Origin of the sequence: Thioalkalivibrio sp. ALgr3, from assembly GCF_000377325.1 — a bacterium.
Taxonomy (GTDB): domain Bacteria; phylum Pseudomonadota; class Gammaproteobacteria; order Ectothiorhodospirales; family Ectothiorhodospiraceae; genus Thioalkalivibrio.
Map to the genome: position 1 here is coordinate 256,858 of NZ_KB897976.1, position 18,483 is coordinate 275,340.

The following is an 18,483-nucleotide window of genomic DNA, read 5'->3' on the forward strand; positions in this document are numbered from 1 at the left end:
GGCCCCGGGGTACTCAGCCCTTGCGCCGCTTGCGGCTTTCCTCGGCGTGCTTGAGCACCAGGGCGAGGTTCTGTTTTTCCACCTCGGTCACCTGCGGGTCCTGGTTCACGGCCTGGCGCAGGTGCCCGATCAGCTGATCCAGTTCCTCGCGGCTGATCTGCTGGAAGTTGAAGCCGCCGCCGTAACGGGATTCCAGTTCGTCCCAGTAGTCGGCCAGCGGCGGGCGGTATTCGTCGGTCATGCGTGTCTCCCGGTGGGCCCGGCGTGTGTGTGCGCCGCAGTGTAGCGGCTAGAGGCGCGCCTGTCGGCCTGCCGGCGACCCGCGAGTTTCCCTCCGGCGGCGGGTTGCGGTGTAATGGCGCCCCCGAACCGTACTGTCTGCGAGCCGCATGCCGATTACCGCCATCTATCCCGGGACCTTCGATCCCGTTACTCACGGGCACACCGACATCGTGCGTCGCGGCGCCTGCCTGTTCGACCGGGTGGTGGTGGCGGTGGCCGCGAACCCCGGCAAGAGCCCGGCGTTCCCGCTGGAGACCCGCGTGGAACAGACCCGCGAGGCGCTGAAGGACGTTCCGCGGGTGGAGGTGATCGGGTTCGACTCCCTGCTGGCCCATTTCGTGCGCGAACAGCAGGCCACGGTGATCCTGCGCGGCCTGCGTGCGGTTTCCGACTTCGAGCACGAATTCCAGCTGGCGGCCATGAACCGTCAGCTCGCGCCCGAGGTCGAAACCCTGTTCCTGACACCCGCCGAGGAATACAGCTTTGTCTCGTCCAGTCTGGTACGGGAAATCGCGCGCCTGGGCGGCGATGTCTCAAAATTCGTGAGCCCCGGGGTGGCGCGCATGCTGGCCCGGGATCCCGGGGTGGCCGACTGACCGCTCGCACCCCTTCCTGGCCCGAGGAGGAAAAGCCATGGCCCTGATGATCACCGACGAATGCATCAATTGTGACGTCTGCGAACCCGAGTGCCCGAACGAGGCCATCTACCCGGGCGACGAGATCTACGAGATCGATCCCAACCTGTGCACCGAATGCGTGGGGCATTACGACGAGCCGCAGTGCCAGCAGGTCTGCCCGGTGGACTGCATCCCCCTGGATCCGGACCACAAGGAGACCCGCGAGCAGCTGATGACGAAATACGAAGCCCTGATGGCGGCGAAATAGCCGGGGCGGCCTGTCATGCGTCGCTACCTCCTGAACGCCACGCTGTTCGGGCTGCTTGCGGCCCCGCTGGCCTCCCCGGTCGTTGCCGGGCCCGCCGAGACGCCTGACGCCAGGCCCGGCGAACACGCCATCGCCACTGCCCATCCCGACGCCACCGCGGCCGGCGAGGCGATCCTTGCTGACGGCGGCAATGCGTTCGACGCGGCGGTGGCGATCACCGCGGCGCTGGGTGTCGCGGAGCCCTACGGCTCCGGGCTCGGCGGCGGGGGCTTCTTTCTGCTGCACGAAGCGGACAGCGGCCGCACGCTGATGCTCGACGCCCGCGAGACCGCGCCCGCCGCGGCCGATCGCGACATGTACCTGGACGAGGACGGCGAAGTCATCGACGGGCTGTCGCTGGACGGGGTGCTGGCGGCCGGGATCCCGGGCATGCCGGCGGGCCTGGATCATCTCGCGACGGAGTACGGTGCACGGTCGCTGGAGCGCAGCCTGGCCCCGGCGATCGGCCTGGCGGAGGAAGGCGTGACCGTCGGGCCACGCTATCAGCAGATGGCCGAGTTCCGGCACCAGGCGCTGCGCGATGGCGCCGATGCCGGGACGATCTTCTTGCGCGATGGCGGTCCGCCGGAGGCGGGCACGGAGCTGGTGCAGCCCGATCTGGCCGACACCCTGCGGCGCCTCGCCGCCGACGGCCGTGACGGCTTTTACACCGGCGAGCTGGCGCAGATCCTGGTGGAGGGCGTGCGCGAGGCCGGGGGGATCTGGAGTACCGAGGACCTCGCGGGTTACGAGGTGGTGGAGCGCGATCCGGTGCGCCTGGAGTGGAACGGCGCCGAGATCGTGACCGCCGCGCCGCCGTCTTCCGGGGGCGTGGCCATCGGCCAGATCCTCAACATCCTGTCCTTCCACGATCTGGATGCGATGGAGGAGGACGCCCGCATTCATCTGATCCTGGAGGCGATGCGCCGGGCCTACCGTGACCGCGCCGAGTACCTGGGCGATCCGGATCATGTCGACATGCCGCTGCAGCGGCTGCTGTCACGCGATTACGCGGCCGGCCTGCGCGCCGGCATCCACCCCGACCAGGCGACCCCCAGCGACGGCCTGCCGCCGGTGGTGGAGCCAGGGAATCGTCCGGGGACCGATGGCGCGGCGGAGAGCCCGCAGACCACGCATTTCTCGGTGATGGACGCCGACGGCAACCGCGTGGCCGCGACCCTGACGCTGAACTACCCGTTCGGCTCCGGCTACGTGGTCCCGGGGACCGGTGTCCTGCTGAACAACGAGATGGATGACTTCTCCGCCAAGCCGGGCGAGCCCAACGCCTACGGCCTGATCGGCTTCGAGGCCAATGCCATCGCCCCGCAGCGGCGGCCGCTGTCGTCCATGAGCCCCACCTTCGTGGACACCGGCGATCGCGTGGCCATCCTCGGCACCCCGGGGGGCAGCCGCATCATCACCATGGTGCTGCACGGCATCCTCGGCGTGGTCGACGGTCAGCCGATCGACGAGGTGGTGGAGGCCCCGCGCTGGCACCACCAGTACCTGCCCGACCGGGTCGAATTCGAGACCGGGGCCTTCGACACCGAGCTGCGCGGCAAGCTGGTGCAGCGTGGCCATCGTCTGACCCCGCAGGTGCGCCCGTTCGGCGACATGCAGGCGGTGCTGTGGGAGCGCGAGGCCGGACGGCTGGAGGCGGCCTCGGATCCGCGCGGCGAGGGCGAGGCGCGCGTCTTCGAACGCTGAGCCCCGGGTCAGCGCTGGCAGCTCGGGCAGTAGGCGCTGGCCCGCTGGCCCACGCTGCGGGTGCGGATCGGCGTGCCGCAGACCCGGCAGGGCTCCCCGGCGCGCCCGTAGACCTGCAGTTCCTGACGGAAGTAGCCATGGCTGCCGTCCTCGCGCAGGAAATCGCGCAGGGTCGTGCCGCCGCGTTCGATGGCGGCGGCCAGCACGGCCTTCACGTGGCCGGCCAGACGGCGGTATTCGGCGCGGGTCACGCGGCCCGCCGCGCGCCCCGGACGGATGCCCGCGAGGAACAATGCCTCGGTGGCGTAGATGTTGCCAACGCCGACCACCGTGGCCTGATCCATCAGGAAGGCCTTGACCGGCCCGCGCCGGCCGCGACTGCGCCGGAACAGGTAGTCGCCGTCCATGTCCGCGTCCAGCGGTTCCGGCCCCAGGCCCTCCAGCAGCGGATGGCTGTCGGGACCGCCGTCCGGCGCGGGATCCAGTGGCAGGCAGCAGCCGAAGCGTCGCGGATCGTGCAGGCGGATCTCGCTGCCGCTGTCGAGCATCAGGCGCAGGTGGTCGTGGCGCCGCAGCGGCGTATCCGGGGCGCAGTGGCGCAGGCTGCCCGACATCCCCAGATGCAGCAGCAACCCGGTGGCATCAGTATCCAGCAGCAGGTATTTGGCCCGCCGCCGCAGGCCGCGCACGGTGGCGCCGGCGATCCGTGCCGGGAGATCCGCCGGGACCGGCCAGCGCAGCCGCGCGTCACGCACCTCGAGGTGCAGTATGCGCCGTTCGCGAAGCAGGGGTTCGAGGCCGCGCCGGGTGGTCTCCACCTCCGGCAGCTCAGGCATGCACGCCCTCGATCTCGATCAGCAGCTCCTGGCGGCAGACATCGCCGCGTACCCATTGCACCGGCGGGGTCCGTTCACCGTAGTGCTCGCGCAGGATCGCCTCCACGGTGTCGCGATGCTCCGGGTGGCGCAGGTAGACCCGCAGCCAGCGCAGCCCGGGCAGATCGGTTCCGCCCTCGGCATGCAGGGTGTCCAGGTTGGCCAGGGTCTCGCGGGTCTGCGCGGCGATATCACCCGGGTGCCGGCTCTCGTGCCCGGTGATGCTGGCGGTGCCGGAGATCAGCAGCATCGGGCCGCGCGGCGTCTCGATGCGGGTGGCGCGGGCGAAGCTGGGGCTTTTGGGGCTGTAGCGTTCGGGGTAGTGGTACGCGCTGACCTGGCGGGGGTTCTCCACCGGGGCCCCGGGTTCGCGCGCGGCGATGGCGTGCACGAACAGGCCGGCGTGGTCGGATCCGATCGCGGTGGCGGCGGGCATGCCGCCCAGCGGGATTTCCAGGGCCTCCAGGGCCTCGGCGCGCCCGGTGCAGAAGGCCTGATAGCGTTCCAGCCCCTGCTCCGGCTCGTGGATGCGGCCGAAGAAGTTCCACATGCGCAGCAGGTACGGATAACCTGCCTCGCGGCAGGCCGCGACCAGGTCCCGGTATACGTCCCGGGTGCGTTCGCGCAGGTCGTCGTCGGGGCCTTCCCGCGCAAGGAACAGGACGTCGCCGCAGACCATCCGATAGAGGCCCCCTTCTCCGGACGGGGCGCTGCTCGCCGGCCCGGCGAACCAGCGTTCCTCCGGCGGGGCGGGGTCCAGCGAGGCCAGCCCCGGGTCGATCGCCAGGGTCGTGCCGTTCGCTCCCGCGCAGCGGATACCCGGATCGTTCGCGGGCCGCAGGCTCAGGCCCGCGGGCTCCGCGGATGCGGTATCCGCGGGCGTCAGGCGTGTGTCCAGATCAATGGTCATGCGCTGCTCGCTCCCTGCATCTCCACCAGCATGCTCTCCGTCCAGCGTACCGCTTCCATGTACAGTCGCCCGGCGACCTGGGGCGACACCGGCGAAACCTCGAACGGGAACCGGCGATCCGGGTCCTCGAAGGTCTCGATGATCCGGGGTACGGCGCCCAGCTCCCCGCTGTGCTCCAGCAGGGCATCCTCCATCGCCGGGCTCAGGTTGAGCTCGCCCAGTACCCGGTGCAGAGGAATGCCCAGCACGCGGTCCAGCCCCGACAGCAGGCCGAGGGTGAAGTAGCGCTCGGACTCGTTCGGCACGCCCGAAGGCGCGGCGAGCAGCGCGGCCATGCGTGCCCGGATCATCACCTGTTCCAGGCCCTGGCGCTGCGGGGTGCTGGTGCGCAGGGCGGCAACCATCGCCAGCGAGCGCACGCGGTCGGTCCCCAGCAGCACGATCGCCTCGCGCAGGGTTTCGATCGGGCGGCGGTGCCGCAGCAACGGGCTGCTGGCCTGGCGCAGCACATGGATGGCCAGATCGGGGTGGGCATTGATCTGTGCGGCCAGCTGCTCGGCCGACATCTCCGGATCCTGCAGTTTCTCGATCAGCTGCAGCAGGCCGACTTCCAGCTGCTCCAGGCGCTGGCCCTCCACCACGTTGGGGTAGGACAGGAAAAAGCCCTGGTAGTACAGGAAGCCCAGCTCGCGGCAGGTCGCGTAGGTAGCGGCGTCCTCGACCTTTTCCGCCAGCAGCTCCACGTTGAAGGGTCGCAGGCGCTCGATCTCGGCGCGCAGGCTGTCGCCATCGAACGCCAGCAGGTCCAGTTTCACGATGTCCGCCAGCTCGATCAGGGGCGAGTCCTGTTCGCGGAACTGGTAATCGTCGAGGGCGATGCGGAAGCCGTGTTCCTTCAGCCGGCGCACGGCGGCGATGACCTCGTCGTCCACCACGATGTCCTCGAGGATCTCGAGCACTACCTGTTCGGGCGGCAGGCTTTGCAGGACCTCGTGATCGAGGAAGCCGCGCGGCAGGTTCACGAACGCGAGGTGTTCCCCGACGAGGTTCTCCATGCCGATGTCGATGAAGGCGCTGTGCAGCAGGTCGGAGGTCGCGAGATCGCCGTCCACCACGTTGGCCTCGCTGGCATTGGCCCCGGCCCGGAACAACAGTTCGAACCCGATGGTGCGTTCCTCGCCATCGAAAATGGGTTGCCGTCCGACAAATATTGGCTGCATGCTTATTGTCTGCAAACGATGTGGATCGGTCCTTCCTGCGGGACACGGGCCGCAACAAGAGGAAACGCGACATGGATTCCATCAACGCGCCGTTCGGGGAGATCGTGGAGCTGCGCCAGATCCTGCACGACTCCGGGATGCCCCTGCTGCGGGTCATTATCCGCGATGGTGAACGTTACACCAAGATCGAGCTGGATCCGGCCACGGCCCATCGCTGGGGCAAGCTGATGACCCGCTGGGCCGAGGACGTGGTGGAGGCGCAGGGCGGCGACAGCTGACCCCGCCCCGCTCGAAGTCCGGCCACAAAAAAGCCCGGCATGGCCGGGCTTTTTCATGCGCGCGCGACGGGCCGCGCTTACTTGATCTTGGCTTCCTTGTACATCACGTGCTGGCGGATGACGGGATCGAACTTCTTGATCTCCATCTTTTCGGGCATGTTCCGCTTGTTCTTGGACGTGGTGTAGAAGTGACCCGTGCCGGCGCTGGAGACCAGCCGGATCTTTTCGCGCCCCTGATTCTTGGCTGCCATCGTGCTGCCTCCTTAGACCTTTTCGCCGCGGGCCCGGCAGTCGGCCAGGACTGCCTCGATGCCGCGCTTGTCGATGATGCGCATGCCCTTGCTGCTCAGGCGCAGCTTCACGAACCGCTTTTCGCTTTCCACCCAGAAACGATGGGTGTGCAGGTTCGGCAGGAAGCGACGCCGCGTCTTCCGCTGGGAATGCGAGACATTGTTACCGGTAGCCGGGCGCTTGCCCGTCACCTGACATACTCGGGACATCGGGGCTACTCCAGATGTTCGGGTCGGGACGAAAGATCGCGGATACTAGCGGATACCGGGCCCGGGCGCAAGGGCCGGGCGCCATGGACGGCGAAGGCGGTCCGTTGCGTCTATCTTTTGATGCGAAGTGAACCATGAGCTGCAACCAGCGGGGGAAGAGCATGAAGGGAGCAATGGTACGGGGTATCGCGGGCGCGTTTCTGGCCGGCATGATGACAGGGCCGCTGGCAGCCAACGAGGCGCAGACCGGCGACGGCCAGTGGTGGTGGGACGATGGCTGGTGGCAGGAAGGCCAGCTGAATCCCGACATCGAGAACCACGAGGTCGAGATCGAGCGCCTGGAATACGAGCGTGACGGCGTGATCGTTCCGGCGATGGTCGCGCGCCCGGCCGAGGGCGAGGACTATCCGGCCATCCTGTGGTCGCACGGGCGGCGCGGGCTGGACCATCTGGCCGAGCTGCACGTGAAACGCCTGGCCGCGCGCGGATTCGTGGTGCTGGCGCCGGACCTCTATACCGGTCGTTTCATCGAGACCCACCCGCTGGACCACGACTACGAACTGGAAGGGGATCTGGACCGCGGTCTGGATGAGCTGCTCGCGCGGGAAGACATCCTCGGCGACCGCGCCTGCCTGGTGTCGATCACCCGGGGCGGGTACAAGACCCTCAAGGTCGCGGTGACCCATGAACGCCAGGTGGACGACGTGGCCTGCTGGGCGGGCTATTACCCGCATGTGCAGGACCCCAACCTGGGCGAACCCCACCAGGTGTATCGTTATGCCAGCGAATTCAATCAGCTGGAGATCCCGGTGATGATCCTGATCGGGGACGAGGAGCAGTACCAGCGCCACCGGACCGCAAAGATGGCCGCCGACGGGCTCGAGGATCGTGGTGGCGACGTCACGTGGATCGAGTACCCGGGCGTGGGTCGCGGCTTCGACTTCCGCAACGGCGACAACCGCACCTTTGCCGATGACCTGGCCGCGCGCGATGCCATGGTCCGCGTGACCCGCTTCGTCAACGAGCACCTGCGCGACTGAGGTACACACAAGAAAGCCCCTCCGGTCCTGCGACCGGAGGGGCTGGAAGGGCGTGTTCCGGTGGTCAGATCACGCGGCGGCGGATGGCCGAGGAGATCTGCTCGAAACCGATAACAACGACCAGGATCACCAGGATGATGGTCAGTGCCTGGTCGAACTGGAACATGCGCATCGCGGTGGAAAGCTCCACCCCGATCCCGCCGGCGCCGACCAGACCCAGCACCACGGCCGAGCGGATCGCCTTTTCCACGCCGTACAGACTGGTCGCGGTCATCGAGGCCATCGACTCGGGGAGGATGGCGCCGAAGATCACCGAGAGCCGGCCCCCGCCGGTGGAGGTCAGCGCCTCGGACGGCCCCTTCGAGACCTCCTCCACGCGCTCGGAGAAGAAGCGCGCGCAAAAGCCGATGGTGTCCATGATGATGGCCAGGATCCCGGCCAGCGGGCCGAGCCCGACCGCGACGACGAAGATCAGCGCCCAGACCAGTTCCGGGATGGTGCGCATGGTGGCCACGATGGTCCGGCTGAGGGTCCGAACCAGACGGTTCGGGGCGGTGTTCGAGGCACACAGCAGGGCCATCGGCACGCTCAGGATGACACCGACCGTCACGCCTGGCGCCGTGATGACGTCGGCATGACCGTTCTCGCGCTCTGCGTGTCATGTAAACGGAGCGTCTTCCGGACGTAACGGGGCTGCCATTCGGCCCCGGTAGCTTCTGTTCCTGCCAATTTCAATGACGGGAGGGACAGAACGTGAAAGGCATTAAGTACACCGTAAATACCGCATTCATCCTCGGCCTGGGGGTTGCAGTTAGCGCCCCGGCCGCGGCTGATCTGACGTTCGATCCACGCGGTCGTCTGCATCTGGACGCCGCTATGCACAACACTGACAACCTCGGAGAGGAAGCCTTTCAGGACGGGTTCCTGGTGCGGCGTGCGCGTCTTGGTGGCAGTGGTGATCTGGGTGGCCGCTGGGGCTATCAGATCGAGTTTGATTTCGCCGGTGGCAGCATCAGTTACAACGATCTCAAGATCTCGTATGACACGGATGCCGGTACACTCCAGATGGGTCAGTTCAAGGTGCCGCAGGGCATGGAAACACTGACCAGTTCCAATCGCATGACTTTCATCGAGCGGGCTTCATCTCAGGTTTTCACCGATTCCCGTCGCATCGGTGTCGGATTCGATCAGTCCGGTGATAACTATCACTATTCCGTGATGGGGTACTCGCACTCCATCGAAGGGGATCCGGATGGCGACGCACCGCTGGGCGCCGCCGGCCGCGTGACTTTCAATCCGGTTCGCGGCGATCAGGTCGTCCACCTTGGTGGTTCCCTGTCCCACGAACGCATTGCCAGCAATGCGCGCGAGGGCAGCGTGCGCTTTCGTGATCGTCCGGAATCTCGCCCGACCGAGGGGAATCGCCTGATCGATACGGGCAGCATCGATGCCCGCTCCACCACCAAGGCGGGCCTGGAGCTCGGTTTTCTCACCGGACCGTTCCACGCCAGCGCGGAATACATGCGGGCCGAGGTGGATCGTGACTCCGGTTCGGACGTCAGCTTTGATGGCTGGCATGTCCAGGCCGGCTGGGTCCTGACCGGCGAGACGCGTGGCTATCGTCCGACCGGTTTCCGCACCGTCGAGCCCGAGCGCTCGTCCGGTGCGTGGGAGATCGCCGCGCGTTACAGCTCGGTGGATCTGGGAGATTCCGGGATCCTGGGAGGGGAGCAGAAGAATTTCACTCTGGGGGTGAACTATTACGTCAATCCCAATCTGCGCTTCATGGCGAACTACGTGATGGTGGATGTGGATGACAGCGATGCCGTGGACGCCCTTTCGGAAGGCGCCTTCCGCGACGACAGTCCGGACATCTTCCTCGCCCGCATGCAGTACAGCTTCTGATCCCCTCGTAACGTCTTCGGGGACCTTCGGCCACCGGACATCCCGTCCGGTGGCCTTTTTTGTGCGCGCCAGAACGGTGAGCCACTCAGGGCGCAGCCCCGTCGCCGCTGGCCAGGGTGAGCGCCTGAGGCTGGGCCAGCAGCAGCGCTTCGTCAGCGACCTTCAGCCATTCGCCGCGGCTGGCCTCCAGCCGATGATCGTCGGCATTGATGGTCTGAGCGTGTACATTGATCAGTGTTTCCCTGGAGAACGGAAATGACGCATGTGTTGCCGGGCGATGACGACTCGGTAACACGGACGTTCAAGAACGGGAGGGGGTCATGTCGAGCTGTCTTTTGCGTGTCGCGGGGACGTTGTCCGTGCTCCTGCCCCTGGCAGGGCTGGCGGACGAGCCCGTGGTGCTGGATCCGGTGGAGGTGTCGGCACCGCGGCTGACGACGCCGCTGGCGGAGCTGCCGGCCTCGGTCAGCCGGGTGGACGGGCGTCAGGCCACCGAGGCGCGCCAGGGGCTGCAGCTGGACGAGGCGCTCAACCGGGTGCCCGGGCTGTATGCGCAGAACCGCCACAACTTCGCTCAGGATGTGCGCATCTCCATACGCGGTTTCGGCTCGCGGGCGCCGTTCGGCGTGCGCGGGCTGCGCATCCTGCAGGACGGGATCCCCGAGACCACGCCGGACGGGCAGTCGCAGGTGGATGCGATCGACCTGCTGAACATCCGCGACATCGAGGTGCTGCGCGGGCCCAGCGCGGCGCTGTACGGCAACGCCTCGGGCGGGGTGATCTCGATTCGCACCCGGGACGGCAGCGAGCCCCGCGGGCATGGCGGCGGGGTGCTGGCAGGCTCGCACGGGTTTCGTCGGCTGGAGGCGACCAGCGAGGCGGACCTCGGCGAGCACCGCTACTCGCTGACCGCGCATGATTTCCGCATGGATGGCTACCGCGACCAGTCGCGGGCGGAAAAGCGCTATCTGCGCCTGCATACGGCAAGCGAACTGGGCGACGGCACGCTGCGTGCCCACCTGCGCTACCTGGACGCCCCGCGCACCGAGGACCCGGGCGGGCTGACCCGCGACGAGATGCGCGAGGACCGGCGCCAGGCCGCCCCGAACGCCGAGTCGCTGGATGCGACCCAGGAGGCCGAACAGCTGACCGCCGGGCTGCGCTGGGAACAGCCGGTGGGTGAGCTGGATCTGCGCGTCGGCGGATTCTGGACGCAGCGCGACTACGCCCAGCAGCTGCCGTTCCCGGGGTCGAGCCGGGTGGCATACGAGCGCGACTTCTACGGGCTGAATGCCCAGCTGGAAGGCGATCTCGGGCCGACGCGCTGGCTGGCGGGCGTGGATCTGGAGGAACAGCGCGACGAGCGGACGCGACGCTGTTCCGCCGGACAGCTGTTCGACCGTGATCCCGAGGAAGATGACCAGGCTCCCGGCTGTTCCGCGGACCCGAATGATCCCGTCACCAATCTTGCCCTGGAACAGACCGAACGCGCCCGCACCCGTGGCGCCTTCCTGCATACCGATACCCTGCTGGGCGAGGACTGGAACCTGGTGCTGGGGGCGCGCCACGATCGTATTCGTTTCAGCATCGATGATGACTTTTCCGAGGAGGTCGGCGAGCCGGATCGTTCCGACAGCCGGACCTATCGCGAAGAGAGCCTGATGGCCGGGCTGGTGTGGCATTTCCGCCCGGGGCAGCGGGCGTGGGTGAACGTGGCCACCAATTTCGAGACCCCTACCTTCACCGAATTCGCCAATCCCGGGGGCGGAGGCGGCTTCAACCCGGACCTCGAGCCGCAGAAGGCTCGCAGCCTGGAACTGGGCTGGCGCGGGGAACAGGGTGCGTTCGGCTGGGAGGCGGTGCTCTGGAGCACACGGGTGCGCGACGAGATCACGCCCTTCCAGATCGAGGGCGAGGGGGACCGGGACTTCTACACCAATGCCGGGCGCACCGCGCGCGACGGGCTGGAGCTGGCGCTGGACTGGCAGGCGACGCCGCAATGGACCCTGAGCAGCGCCTTCACCCTCAATGATTTCCGCTTTCGTGAATACGAAGACGTCGACGGCGTGCGCCACGACGGCAATCGGCTGCCCGGACTGCCGCGCGAGCAGCTGTTCCTGGAGGCCGACTGGCGCGACGGTCCCTGGTTCGTCACCGTGGATGCCCTGCACGCCGGGGCGCGTTATGCGGACGACGCCAACGACGAGCGCGTCGGCTCGCAGACCACGGTCAACCTGCGGGCCGGGCGCGAGTGGACGCGCAACGGCGCGAACATTGAGACCTTCGTTGGCGCGAACAATCTTCTGGATGCCGACAACATCGACAACGTTCGCATCAACGCAAACTTCGGACGGTATTACGAGCCCGCCCCGGGGCTGACCCTGCGCGCGGGTCTGCGGGTGACCTTCGGGGATTAATCCCGGCGGTCGGGCGGATCGTCGGGGCCGTCAGGGCCGCCGGGGCCGTGCTGGTCGCGGTGGCGGGGCGGTTCGATCTCGTCGAGGCGGCCCTGCTCGATCTTGCGCAGGGTCTCGGCGTCGGTGGGGTCGTCCGGGTCTTCTTCCCAGGCGTAGCGCTGTGCCACCGGGAAGGGGTCGCGGCGGTACAGGAACCAGCCGCAGACCGCGCCCACGGTCGCACCGAACAGGTGCGCCTCGAACGACACGCCGGGGGTGGTCGGGAACACCCCCCAGAACATGCTGCCGTAGAGGAACAGCACGATGATCGTCAGCGCGATGGACAGCGCATCGCGGCGGCGGATACCGATGACCACGGCAAAGAACATCAGGCCGTGGGTCAGGCCGCTGGCGCCGATGTGCAGGCCCTCGCGGGCGAACAGCCAGACCCCCAGCCCGCCCATGATCCAGATCAGCGGGACCGCGGTGCGCGTGGCCTGCGGGAAGCCGTAGAGCGTGAGGATGCCCAGCACCCAGAGGGTGGGGGCGTTGGCCATCAGGTGCCCCCAGGATCCGTGGATCAGGGGCGAGGTGAAGATCCCCAGCGCGCCGACGCCGTCGCGCGGCAGGATGCCCAGACGCGAGAAATCCGCGCCCAGCACCTCCTGCAGGGCGTGGATCAGGACCAGGGCCATCACCCCGACAAAGGGCCACAGCAGCGCGCGCCGGAAGCGTTCGCGATCGGCCGCGGGGTCCGTCGGGGGTGCCGGGCGTCGCAGGTTCAGCATCGAACAAGACTGCCACGGGGGCGTGACGGGGAACAATGCACCGCCCGGGGCAGCGGTTTCGGGTCCGCGCGGGCAGCCCCGGCGGCGGACCCGGCTACCCCCGGGGCCGGCGTTCAGAGGCGGAACTGCGCCAGGGCGCGCTGGATCTCGCTTTCCACCTGCTTGAGCTCGTCGGAGGCCGCGCTGACGCGGTCGGCGGTCTCGGCCGACTGGTCGGCGCCGTCGGAGATCTGCACGATGGTGCGGTTGATGTCCTCGACCACGGTGGTCTGCTCGCGCGCCGCGACGGCGATCTGATCCGTCATCTCGGAGATGGTGTCCACCGACTGGCGGATCTGCTGCAGCGCGCCGTTCACTTCGGCGGTGTGTTCCATGGTGGTCTCCGCCTCTTCCTGGCCCTTCTTCATCACCGAGACCGCGTTGTTGGTGGCGCTCTGCAGCCGCGAGATCATGCCCTCGATCTCGTCGGTGGACTCCTGGGTGCGGGTGGCGAGCTTGCGCACCTCGTCGGCGACCACCGCGAAGCCGCGGCCATGTTCGCCGGCGCGGGCCGCCTCGATCGCGGCGTTCAGCGCCAGCAGGTTGGTTTGCTCGGCCACTCCGCGGATCACCTCGAGGATGGTGCCGATCTGGCGGGAATCCTCGCCCAGGTTCGAGACCGTGTCGGCGGCCTGTTCCACCGTGCCCAGCAGGGAGGACATCGAGGCCACGTTGCGTTCCATCACCTCCATGCCCTGGTGTACGGCGTTACCGGCCTCCTGGCCCGACTGCGAGGTGGCGTCGGTGTTGCGGGCGATCTCCTCGGCGCTGCTCTGCAGCTCGTTGATGGCGGTGGCCACGCGTTCGGTCTCGTCGCGCTGGCGCGAAACCGCCTCGCGCGCCCCGTAGGCCTCCTGGTTCAGGTTGTCGGTGGCCTGACGCAGGGTCTCGGTGCTGCCACGGGCCTTGCCCACGGCACTGGCGATCTTGTCGGTGAAGCGGTTGAAGGCGCGCCCCAGCGCGGCAGTCTCCTTCAGTCCGTGCTCTTCCAGCCGGCGGGTCAGGTCGCCGTCGCCGTCGGCGATCTCCTCCAGCGCGGTGGACGAGCGGTTCATGGCCCGGCGGATGGTGATGATGATGGTGGCCGCGCCGGCCAGTCCGAGGATGATGCCCGCGATGGCCAGCACCATCTGCGCCACCTGGGTGTTGCGCATGGTGGTGGTCAGTTCACCGGCCCGGGTCTCCGCACGCCGGGTGATGGCCTCGCTGAGCCCATCCAGTTCCCCGCGGGCTTCCATCAGCAGCGGGCCGATTTCGGTGCGGATCATGTCGGCATCCTGGAATGCCTCGGGCGAGCCGTGGACCTCGAAGATGTCGTCCAGCGCACCCCGCAGGGTTTCCAGTGATCCGGCGAAATCTTCCAGCGCGATTTCCTGTTCGAAGTCCAGGGTGGCGGATTGCCCTTCGAGATCCTCCACGATGCTTTCCAGCTGCCCGCGATAGAGATTCACGTTCTGGACGAAGGCGTCGTCGCGGAAGGCAAGGAAGCCGCGCAGGTTCGAGGTGACCTGCAGTGCGCTCATGCGCAGGTTATGGAACTGCTGCAGACGTTCCAGGGAACGCTGGAACTCCGGCAGGTTGGTCTCGGCGTCGATCATCGTGGACGCCTGCTGCGCCATGGCGCGGGTGGCGGGATTGGCCCGCTGGTTGGCGATGTCCAGCGCGGGCATGTTGGCGGCGTCGTCGGTGGCCAGTTCGGTCAGACGGTCGACGTGGCCGTGGAAGCGGTCGACGTGTTCGCGGACCGCTTCGGCCGAGCGGGCCATGTCGCGGTCGGCCGCCACCACCGGGTCGTTGTTGAGCTCCCGTGCCGCGGCCTGCAGGGCGTCCATGGATTCCAGCCAGGCGTCATGGTGGCCCTGCTCGTCGCTCATCAGGTAAAAGCCCAGGAAGGCCGCGCTTTCCTGCAGCCGCTGCTGGACTTCGTTGACCCGGGCGACGGCCGGGTAATCTTCTCCGGTCAGGTTCTGTACGTCCCGGGCGCCGGTCTGCAGCGCGTGCAGGGCCATGACCGAGTTGATGACGAGGATCAGGACCACCAGACCGAAACCGGCCGTCAGCAGTCCGCGGATCGAAAACTTGTCCAGCATGAGTTGCTCCTCCGCCGGCGCCTCTGCGGGCGCTTGCTACCACCGCGTACGGGCGTACACGGAAAGGGTGACCCGCGGGTCGTGTCGTTTCTCCTGCTGTTACGGCAAAGATGCCCCGGAGTTGAGTGTTTCGTGGGGGGCATCGCTCCCGGAGCCGCGAAAAGGCAGGTGGTCCGGCCGGGCTTCACCGGGAGAGACGCGGGCGAGAGCTTCAGGATTCCAGTTCTTCCCAGCGCTGGTAGGCTTCTTCCAGCTCCTGTTCCACTTCGGCCAGGCGCGCCTGCAGTTCGCGCACGCGCTCGCCGTCCCGCTGAGTTTCGGGGTCGCAGAGGGCCTGGTTGATCGAGTCCTGCTCCGTCTCCAGCGCCTCGATGCGGCCCGGCAGGGCCTCCAGTTCGCGGGCATCCTTGTAGGAGAGCTTGCCCGAGCCCGAGCCCGAGCCCGAGCCCGAGGCCGCGACGGCGGGCTCCGGCGCCGGGGCGGTCCGGGTTGTGGCCCGGGATGCCGCGTCCGCGGCGGCCCCGGAGTCCGGCGCCGGGTCCCCCTCGATCAGGCGCCGGGTCACGCGCTCGGGCAGATCCGACCAGCCGCCGACGAACTCCTCGATGCTGCCATCGCCGGGGACCACCAGGGTGCTGGTGGCCACGTTGTCGAGAAACGCGCGGTCGTGGGTGACCACGATGGCGCTGCCCTTGTATTCGATCAGCAGCGACTCCAGCAGCTCCAGGGTCTCCACGTCGAGGTCGTTGGTGGGTTCGTCGAGCACCAGCAGGTTGGCCGGACGCAGGAACAGCTTCGCCAGCAACAGGCGGTTGCGTTCGCCGCCGGACAGCGCGGAGACGGGCTGGCGGGCGCGCGCCGGCGGGAACAGGAAATCGCCCAGATAGCTCAGCACATGGCGCGTCTCGCCGTTGACCGTCACCTGTTCACGGCCCTCGCCCACGGCATCTTGCACCGTGGTCTGTTCGTCCAGGTGGGCGCGGGTCTGGTCGAAGTAGGCGATGGTCAGCTGGGTGCCCAGCTTGACCGTCCCGGCCAGCGGCGGCAGATCGCCCAGCAGGCCGCGCAGCAGGGTGGTCTTGCCGGCCCCGTTGGGGCCGATCACGCCCAGGGTGTCGCCGCGCTGCAGCAGCAGGTTCACGTCGTGCAGCACCGGCTTGCCGGCGTGGCCGAAACTGGCGTGTTCGGCCTCGATCACCCGCTTGCCGGAGCGCTGTTCCGGGCTCAGCTGCATGCGCACCTGCCCCGCGCGCTCGCGACGTTCGGCGCGTTTCTGACGCAGCTGCTGCAATGCGCGCACGCGGCCCTCGTTGCGCGTACGCCGGGCCTTGATGCCCTGGCGGATCCAGGCCTCCTCCTGTGCCAGCTTGCGGTCGAATTCCGCCTGCTGGCGGGCTTCGACCTCCAGCCGCTCGGCCTGACGCTCGCGGAATGCGGCGATGGACGGCGGGTGTTCGTACAGCTGGCCCCGGTCCAGCTCCAGGATGCGGGTGGCCACGTTCTCCATGAACTGGCGGTCGTGGCTGATGAACACCACGGTCATGCGGCTGCCGGTCAGAAAGCCCTCCAGCCAGCGGATCGCGGCCACGTCCAGGTGGTTGGTGGGCTCGTCCAGCAGCAGGATGTCGGGATCGCGCACCAGTTCGCGGGCCAGCCACACCCGGCGCCGGAGCCCGCCGGAGAGGGTGGCGAACTCGGCCTCGGGGTCCAGCTCCAGCCGCGACAGGGTGGTTTCGACCCGGTTCTGCAAGCTCCAGCCGTCGATCGCGTCCAGCTGTGCCTGTACCGGCCCCATCTTCTCCAGGGCCTCGGCGTCGCCGCTGGCGGCCGCCTGGCTCAGGTGGTGAAAGCGTTCCAGCAGCCGCCCGGACTCGCCCAGGCCTTCGGCGACCACGTCGAACACGCTTCCCTCGATGCCCGGCGGCAGCTCCTGGGTCAGCCACGCGACGGTCAGCCCGTCGCGGCGGGTGATATCGCCGGCATCCGGCTCCACCTCGCCGGCGAGGATGCGCAGCAGGGTCGACTTGCCCTCGCCATTGCGTCCGGCGATCGCCACCCGCTCGCCGGGTTCCAGGCTCAGGCCGGCGCCGTCCAGCAGCGAGGCCATGCCATAGGCCAGGTGGATGTCGCGCAGGGTGATCAGGGCCATGTTCAGACCTCCTTCATGCGCCAGGCGCTCAGGGCCCCGGCCAGACTCATCAGCGCCAGTACGAAGATGGCGAATTCGGTGCCGGCCAGCTGGGCCACCAGGCCGAACAGGCCCCCGACCAGCAGCAGCACGCCGATCACCGTGTTGCTGACCGCGGTGAAGGCCGCGCGGGTCTCCTGCGTGGCCATGTCGACCAGATAGGTCTTGCGCCCCAGACGCACGCCCGCGTGGCTGATGCCCAGCAGGAAGAACAGCACCGCATGCACCCAGCCCATGTCCAGCAGGCCGGAGGCGGCCGGGGCGAACCAGCTCCCCAGGGCGACGACGAAGCCCAGCAGCGTCGCCAGCAGTCCGGCGACCACCAGTACCCCGCGGGCGGAACGGTCGGACATCCGGCCCCACACCGGGGCACTGAGTGCGGAGGCGAGACCGCTGGCGAGGATCAGCAGGCCCAGGGTCGCCAGTGCCCCCTCGGTCGCATCCTCGGCCAGCAGCACGTAGAACGGCAGCGCCAGCGCGGTGCTCATCAGCAGTGCGCGGGTCAGCACGAAGTGGCCGAAGGCGCGGTCGCTCCACAGCAGGCGCAGCGAGCGCAGGGCCTCCCCGAATCCGTTGACGCCCCCTTCGGTGGCACCCGGGTCCTCGTGCAAGCGGGCGAACACCGCCGCCGCGATCCACCAGGCGCCCGCTGACGCCGCCAGCAGGGCCACGAACAGGCCGGCACCGGCATCGTCCAGGCTGGCCAGCGTCAGGTACCCGCCCAGGGCGAGGGTGAAGAAGCCGGCCGCCGAGGCGGCGTAGCCCATCACCGTGCCGCGGCGCTGTTTGGCGATGGTCTTGCCCAGCACGTCCTTGGATGCCACCGAGTTGATCCCGCGCGACAGGGCGAACACGATCAGCAGCGCGATGATCGCCCAGCCCGCGGCGGCCCCCTCCAGGGTCAGGGCGGTGATGGCCATGCCCGCGACCGCAAACCCGGACAGCGCGCTGCCCAGTACCCAGAACCCCTTGCGGATGGCGCGGCGGCGGATCGAGGCGGCCACGAACAGCTGCGGCAGCAGCGAGCCCGATTCACGGATGGGGACCAGGAAACCGGCGAACGCGGCCGGGGCCCCCAGCGCGCTCAGCAGCCAGGCGAGGACCAGGCGCGCGGAGGCCAGTTCGTCGCCGATCTTGGACAGGGTGTTGGCGACCAGGTGGACGAGGAAATTGCGTGGCTGCGCGTTGCAGGCCCCCTCGGGGATGTCCTTGCAGGCACGGGCATCCTCGTCGCCGGCGATGGTCTCGTACAGGCTGACGAGGGGGCGTCGGCGTTTGTCGCGATCGGTCTCGGTCATGCAGTCCTTCCGTTGTGTCGCCCGTCATTGCGGGGCGCCGCAG

The 18,483-nt window shown here is 68.3% G+C and carries 19 protein-coding genes; 7 read left to right on the top strand and 12 right to left on the bottom strand.

Annotated elements, in window-relative coordinates; genetic code table 11:
- Nucleotides 1-13: 13 nt before the first annotated feature.
- On the bottom strand, nt 14-241 hold the full coding sequence (locus tag C998_RS0101305) for a hypothetical protein (protein ID WP_018869034.1): 228 nt from the start codon (nt 239-241) through the stop codon (nt 14-16).
- Nucleotides 242-389: 148 nt separating this feature from the next.
- Between C998_RS0101305 and coaD the strand changes: the two genes are divergently transcribed.
- Genes coaD through ggt form a run of 3 tightly spaced genes read left to right on the top strand, consistent with a single transcriptional unit; the run spans nt 390 to nt 2,913 of the window.
- Nucleotides 390-878: a pantetheine-phosphate adenylyltransferase gene (coaD, locus tag C998_RS0101310; protein ID WP_018869035.1), complete on the top strand. Its 489-nt coding sequence runs from the start codon at nt 390-392 to the stop codon at nt 876-878.
- Nucleotides 879-915: 37 nt separating this feature from the next.
- Nucleotides 916-1,167, top strand: a complete 252-nt coding sequence (locus C998_RS0101315; protein WP_018869036.1) for a YfhL family 4Fe-4S dicluster ferredoxin — start codon at nt 916-918, stop codon at nt 1,165-1,167.
- Nucleotides 1,168-1,182: 15 nt separating this feature from the next.
- A complete protein-coding gene (gene ggt / locus C998_RS0101320; protein WP_018869037.1) occupies nt 1,183-2,913 on the top strand; it encodes a gamma-glutamyltransferase in 1,731 nt (576 codons plus the stop codon).
- Nucleotides 2,914-2,921: 8 nt separating this feature from the next.
- Here ggt and mutM read toward each other — a convergent pair whose 3' ends face one another.
- Genes mutM through C998_RS0101335 form a run of 3 tightly spaced genes read right to left on the bottom strand, consistent with a single transcriptional unit; the run spans nt 2,922 to nt 5,918 of the window.
- Nucleotides 2,922-3,749, bottom strand: coding sequence for a bifunctional DNA-formamidopyrimidine glycosylase/DNA-(apurinic or apyrimidinic site) lyase (gene mutM, locus C998_RS0101325; protein WP_018869038.1), 828 nt, complete (start codon nt 3,747-3,749; stop codon nt 2,922-2,924).
- Nucleotides 3,742-4,698 (bottom strand): hypothetical protein, encoded by a 957-nt coding sequence (locus C998_RS0101330; protein ID WP_018869039.1) that lies wholly within the window; start codon nt 4,696-4,698, stop codon nt 3,742-3,744. The genes mutM and C998_RS0101330 overlap by 8 nt, the downstream gene beginning before the upstream one ends.
- On the bottom strand, nt 4,695-5,918 hold the full coding sequence (locus C998_RS0101335; RefSeq protein ID WP_018869040.1) for an EAL and HDOD domain-containing protein: 1,224 nt from the start codon (nt 5,916-5,918) through the stop codon (nt 4,695-4,697). The genes C998_RS0101330 and C998_RS0101335 overlap by 4 nt, the downstream gene beginning before the upstream one ends.
- A 71-nt stretch (nt 5,919-5,989) precedes the next feature.
- Between C998_RS0101335 and C998_RS0101340 the strand changes: the two genes are divergently transcribed.
- Nucleotides 5,990-6,196, top strand: coding sequence for a hypothetical protein (locus C998_RS0101340; RefSeq protein WP_018869041.1), 207 nt, complete (start codon nt 5,990-5,992; stop codon nt 6,194-6,196).
- A 77-nt stretch (nt 6,197-6,273) separates the two neighbouring features.
- On the opposite strand, the gene rpmG is transcribed toward C998_RS0101340, so the two are convergent.
- A complete protein-coding gene (gene rpmG / locus C998_RS0101345; protein ID WP_018869042.1) occupies nt 6,274-6,447 on the bottom strand; it encodes a 50S ribosomal protein L33 in 174 nt (57 codons plus the stop codon).
- 12 nt (nt 6,448-6,459) lie between these two features.
- Nucleotides 6,460-6,696 (bottom strand): 50S ribosomal protein L28, encoded by a 237-nt coding sequence (gene rpmB, locus C998_RS0101350; protein ID WP_024329587.1) that lies wholly within the window; start codon nt 6,694-6,696, stop codon nt 6,460-6,462.
- A gap of 173 nt (nt 6,697-6,869) precedes the next feature.
- Here rpmB and C998_RS0101355 point away from each other — a divergent pair, with 173 nt between their 5' ends.
- Nucleotides 6,870-7,736 carry a dienelactone hydrolase family protein gene (locus tag C998_RS0101355; RefSeq protein ID WP_018869044.1) on the top strand — a complete coding sequence of 289 codons (867 nt, stop codon included), beginning with the start codon at nt 6,870-6,872 and terminating at the stop codon, nt 7,734-7,736.
- 64 nt (nt 7,737-7,800) lie between these two features.
- Here the strand turns inward: C998_RS0101355 and phnE are convergent, their stop codons facing one another.
- Nucleotides 7,801-8,346: a phosphonate ABC transporter, permease protein PhnE gene (phnE, locus tag C998_RS13995; RefSeq protein WP_018869045.1), complete on the bottom strand. Its 546-nt coding sequence runs from the start codon at nt 8,344-8,346 to the stop codon at nt 7,801-7,803.
- Nucleotides 8,347-8,489: 143 nt separating this feature from the next.
- Here phnE and C998_RS0101365 point away from each other — a divergent pair, with 143 nt between their 5' ends.
- On the top strand, nt 8,490-9,641 hold the full coding sequence (locus tag C998_RS0101365) for an OprO/OprP family phosphate-selective porin (protein WP_026279421.1): 1,152 nt from the start codon (nt 8,490-8,492) through the stop codon (nt 9,639-9,641).
- Between the two features lie 85 nt (nt 9,642-9,726).
- Here C998_RS0101365 and C998_RS15000 read toward each other — a convergent pair whose 3' ends face one another.
- Nucleotides 9,727-9,936 carry a hypothetical protein gene (locus tag C998_RS15000; protein WP_196799370.1) on the bottom strand — a complete coding sequence of 70 codons (210 nt, stop codon included), beginning with the start codon at nt 9,934-9,936 and terminating at the stop codon, nt 9,727-9,729.
- Between the two features lie 25 nt (nt 9,937-9,961).
- On the opposite strand from C998_RS15000, the gene C998_RS0101375 reads away from it, so the two are divergent.
- Nucleotides 9,962-12,058, top strand: coding sequence for a TonB-dependent receptor family protein (locus C998_RS0101375; protein WP_369771830.1), 2,097 nt, complete (start codon nt 9,962-9,964; stop codon nt 12,056-12,058).
- On the opposite strand, the gene C998_RS0101380 is transcribed toward C998_RS0101375, so the two are convergent.
- From C998_RS0101380 to C998_RS0101395, 4 genes are all read right to left on the bottom strand, one after another.
- Nucleotides 12,055-12,825 carry a rhomboid family intramembrane serine protease gene (locus C998_RS0101380; RefSeq protein WP_018869049.1) on the bottom strand — a complete coding sequence of 257 codons (771 nt, stop codon included), beginning with the start codon at nt 12,823-12,825 and terminating at the stop codon, nt 12,055-12,057. The genes C998_RS0101375 and C998_RS0101380 overlap by 4 nt on opposite strands.
- 113 nt (nt 12,826-12,938) lie before the next feature.
- Entirely contained in the window at nt 12,939-14,954 is a 2,016-nt protein-coding gene (locus tag C998_RS0101385) for a methyl-accepting chemotaxis protein (RefSeq protein WP_018869050.1), read from the bottom strand.
- Between the two features lie 211 nt (nt 14,955-15,165).
- Nucleotides 15,166-17,103 (bottom strand): ATP-binding cassette domain-containing protein, encoded by a 1,938-nt coding sequence (locus tag C998_RS0101390; protein WP_018869051.1) that lies wholly within the window; start codon nt 17,101-17,103, stop codon nt 15,166-15,168.
- A 2-nt stretch (nt 17,104-17,105) separates the two neighbouring features.
- A complete protein-coding gene (locus tag C998_RS0101395) occupies nt 17,106-18,440 on the bottom strand; it encodes an MFS transporter (protein WP_018869052.1) in 1,335 nt (444 codons plus the stop codon).
- Nucleotides 18,441-18,483: the final 43 nt, after the last annotated feature.

Excerpts from the sequence above, each read along its gene's own strand:
- C998_RS0101305 (WP_018869034.1), bottom strand. The coding sequence starts at position 241 with ATGACCGACGAATACCGCCCGCCGCTGGCCGACTACTGGGACGAACTG.
- coaD (WP_018869035.1), top strand. The coding sequence starts at position 390 with ATGCCGATTACCGCCATCTATCCCGGGACCTTCGATCCCGTTACTCAC.
- C998_RS0101315 (WP_018869036.1), top strand. The coding sequence starts at position 916 with ATGGCCCTGATGATCACCGACGAATGCATCAATTGTGACGTCTGCGAA.
- ggt (WP_018869037.1), top strand. The coding sequence starts at position 1,183 with ATGCGTCGCTACCTCCTGAACGCCACGCTGTTCGGGCTGCTTGCGGCC.
- mutM (WP_018869038.1), bottom strand. The coding sequence starts at position 3,749 with ATGCCTGAGCTGCCGGAGGTGGAGACCACCCGGCGCGGCCTCGAACCC.
- C998_RS0101330 (WP_018869039.1), bottom strand. The coding sequence starts at position 4,698 with ATGACCATTGATCTGGACACACGCCTGACGCCCGCGGATACCGCATCC.
- C998_RS0101335 (WP_018869040.1), bottom strand. The coding sequence starts at position 5,918 with ATGCAGCCAATATTTGTCGGACGGCAACCCATTTTCGATGGCGAGGAA.
- C998_RS0101340 (WP_018869041.1), top strand. The coding sequence starts at position 5,990 with ATGGATTCCATCAACGCGCCGTTCGGGGAGATCGTGGAGCTGCGCCAG.
- rpmG (WP_018869042.1), bottom strand. The coding sequence starts at position 6,447 with ATGGCAGCCAAGAATCAGGGGCGCGAAAAGATCCGGCTGGTCTCCAGC.
- rpmB (WP_024329587.1), bottom strand. The coding sequence starts at position 6,696 with ATGTCCCGAGTATGTCAGGTGACGGGCAAGCGCCCGGCTACCGGTAAC.
- C998_RS0101355 (WP_018869044.1), top strand. The coding sequence starts at position 6,870 with ATGGTACGGGGTATCGCGGGCGCGTTTCTGGCCGGCATGATGACAGGG.
- C998_RS0101375 (WP_369771830.1), top strand. The coding sequence starts at position 9,962 with ATGTCGAGCTGTCTTTTGCGTGTCGCGGGGACGTTGTCCGTGCTCCTG.
- C998_RS0101380 (WP_018869049.1), bottom strand. The coding sequence starts at position 12,825 with ATGCTGAACCTGCGACGCCCGGCACCCCCGACGGACCCCGCGGCCGAT.
- C998_RS0101385 (WP_018869050.1), bottom strand. The coding sequence starts at position 14,954 with ATGCTGGACAAGTTTTCGATCCGCGGACTGCTGACGGCCGGTTTCGGT.
- C998_RS0101390 (WP_018869051.1), bottom strand. The coding sequence starts at position 17,103 with ATGGCCCTGATCACCCTGCGCGACATCCACCTGGCCTATGGCATGGCC.
- C998_RS0101395 (WP_018869052.1), bottom strand. The coding sequence starts at position 18,440 with ATGACCGAGACCGATCGCGACAAACGCCGACGCCCCCTCGTCAGCCTG.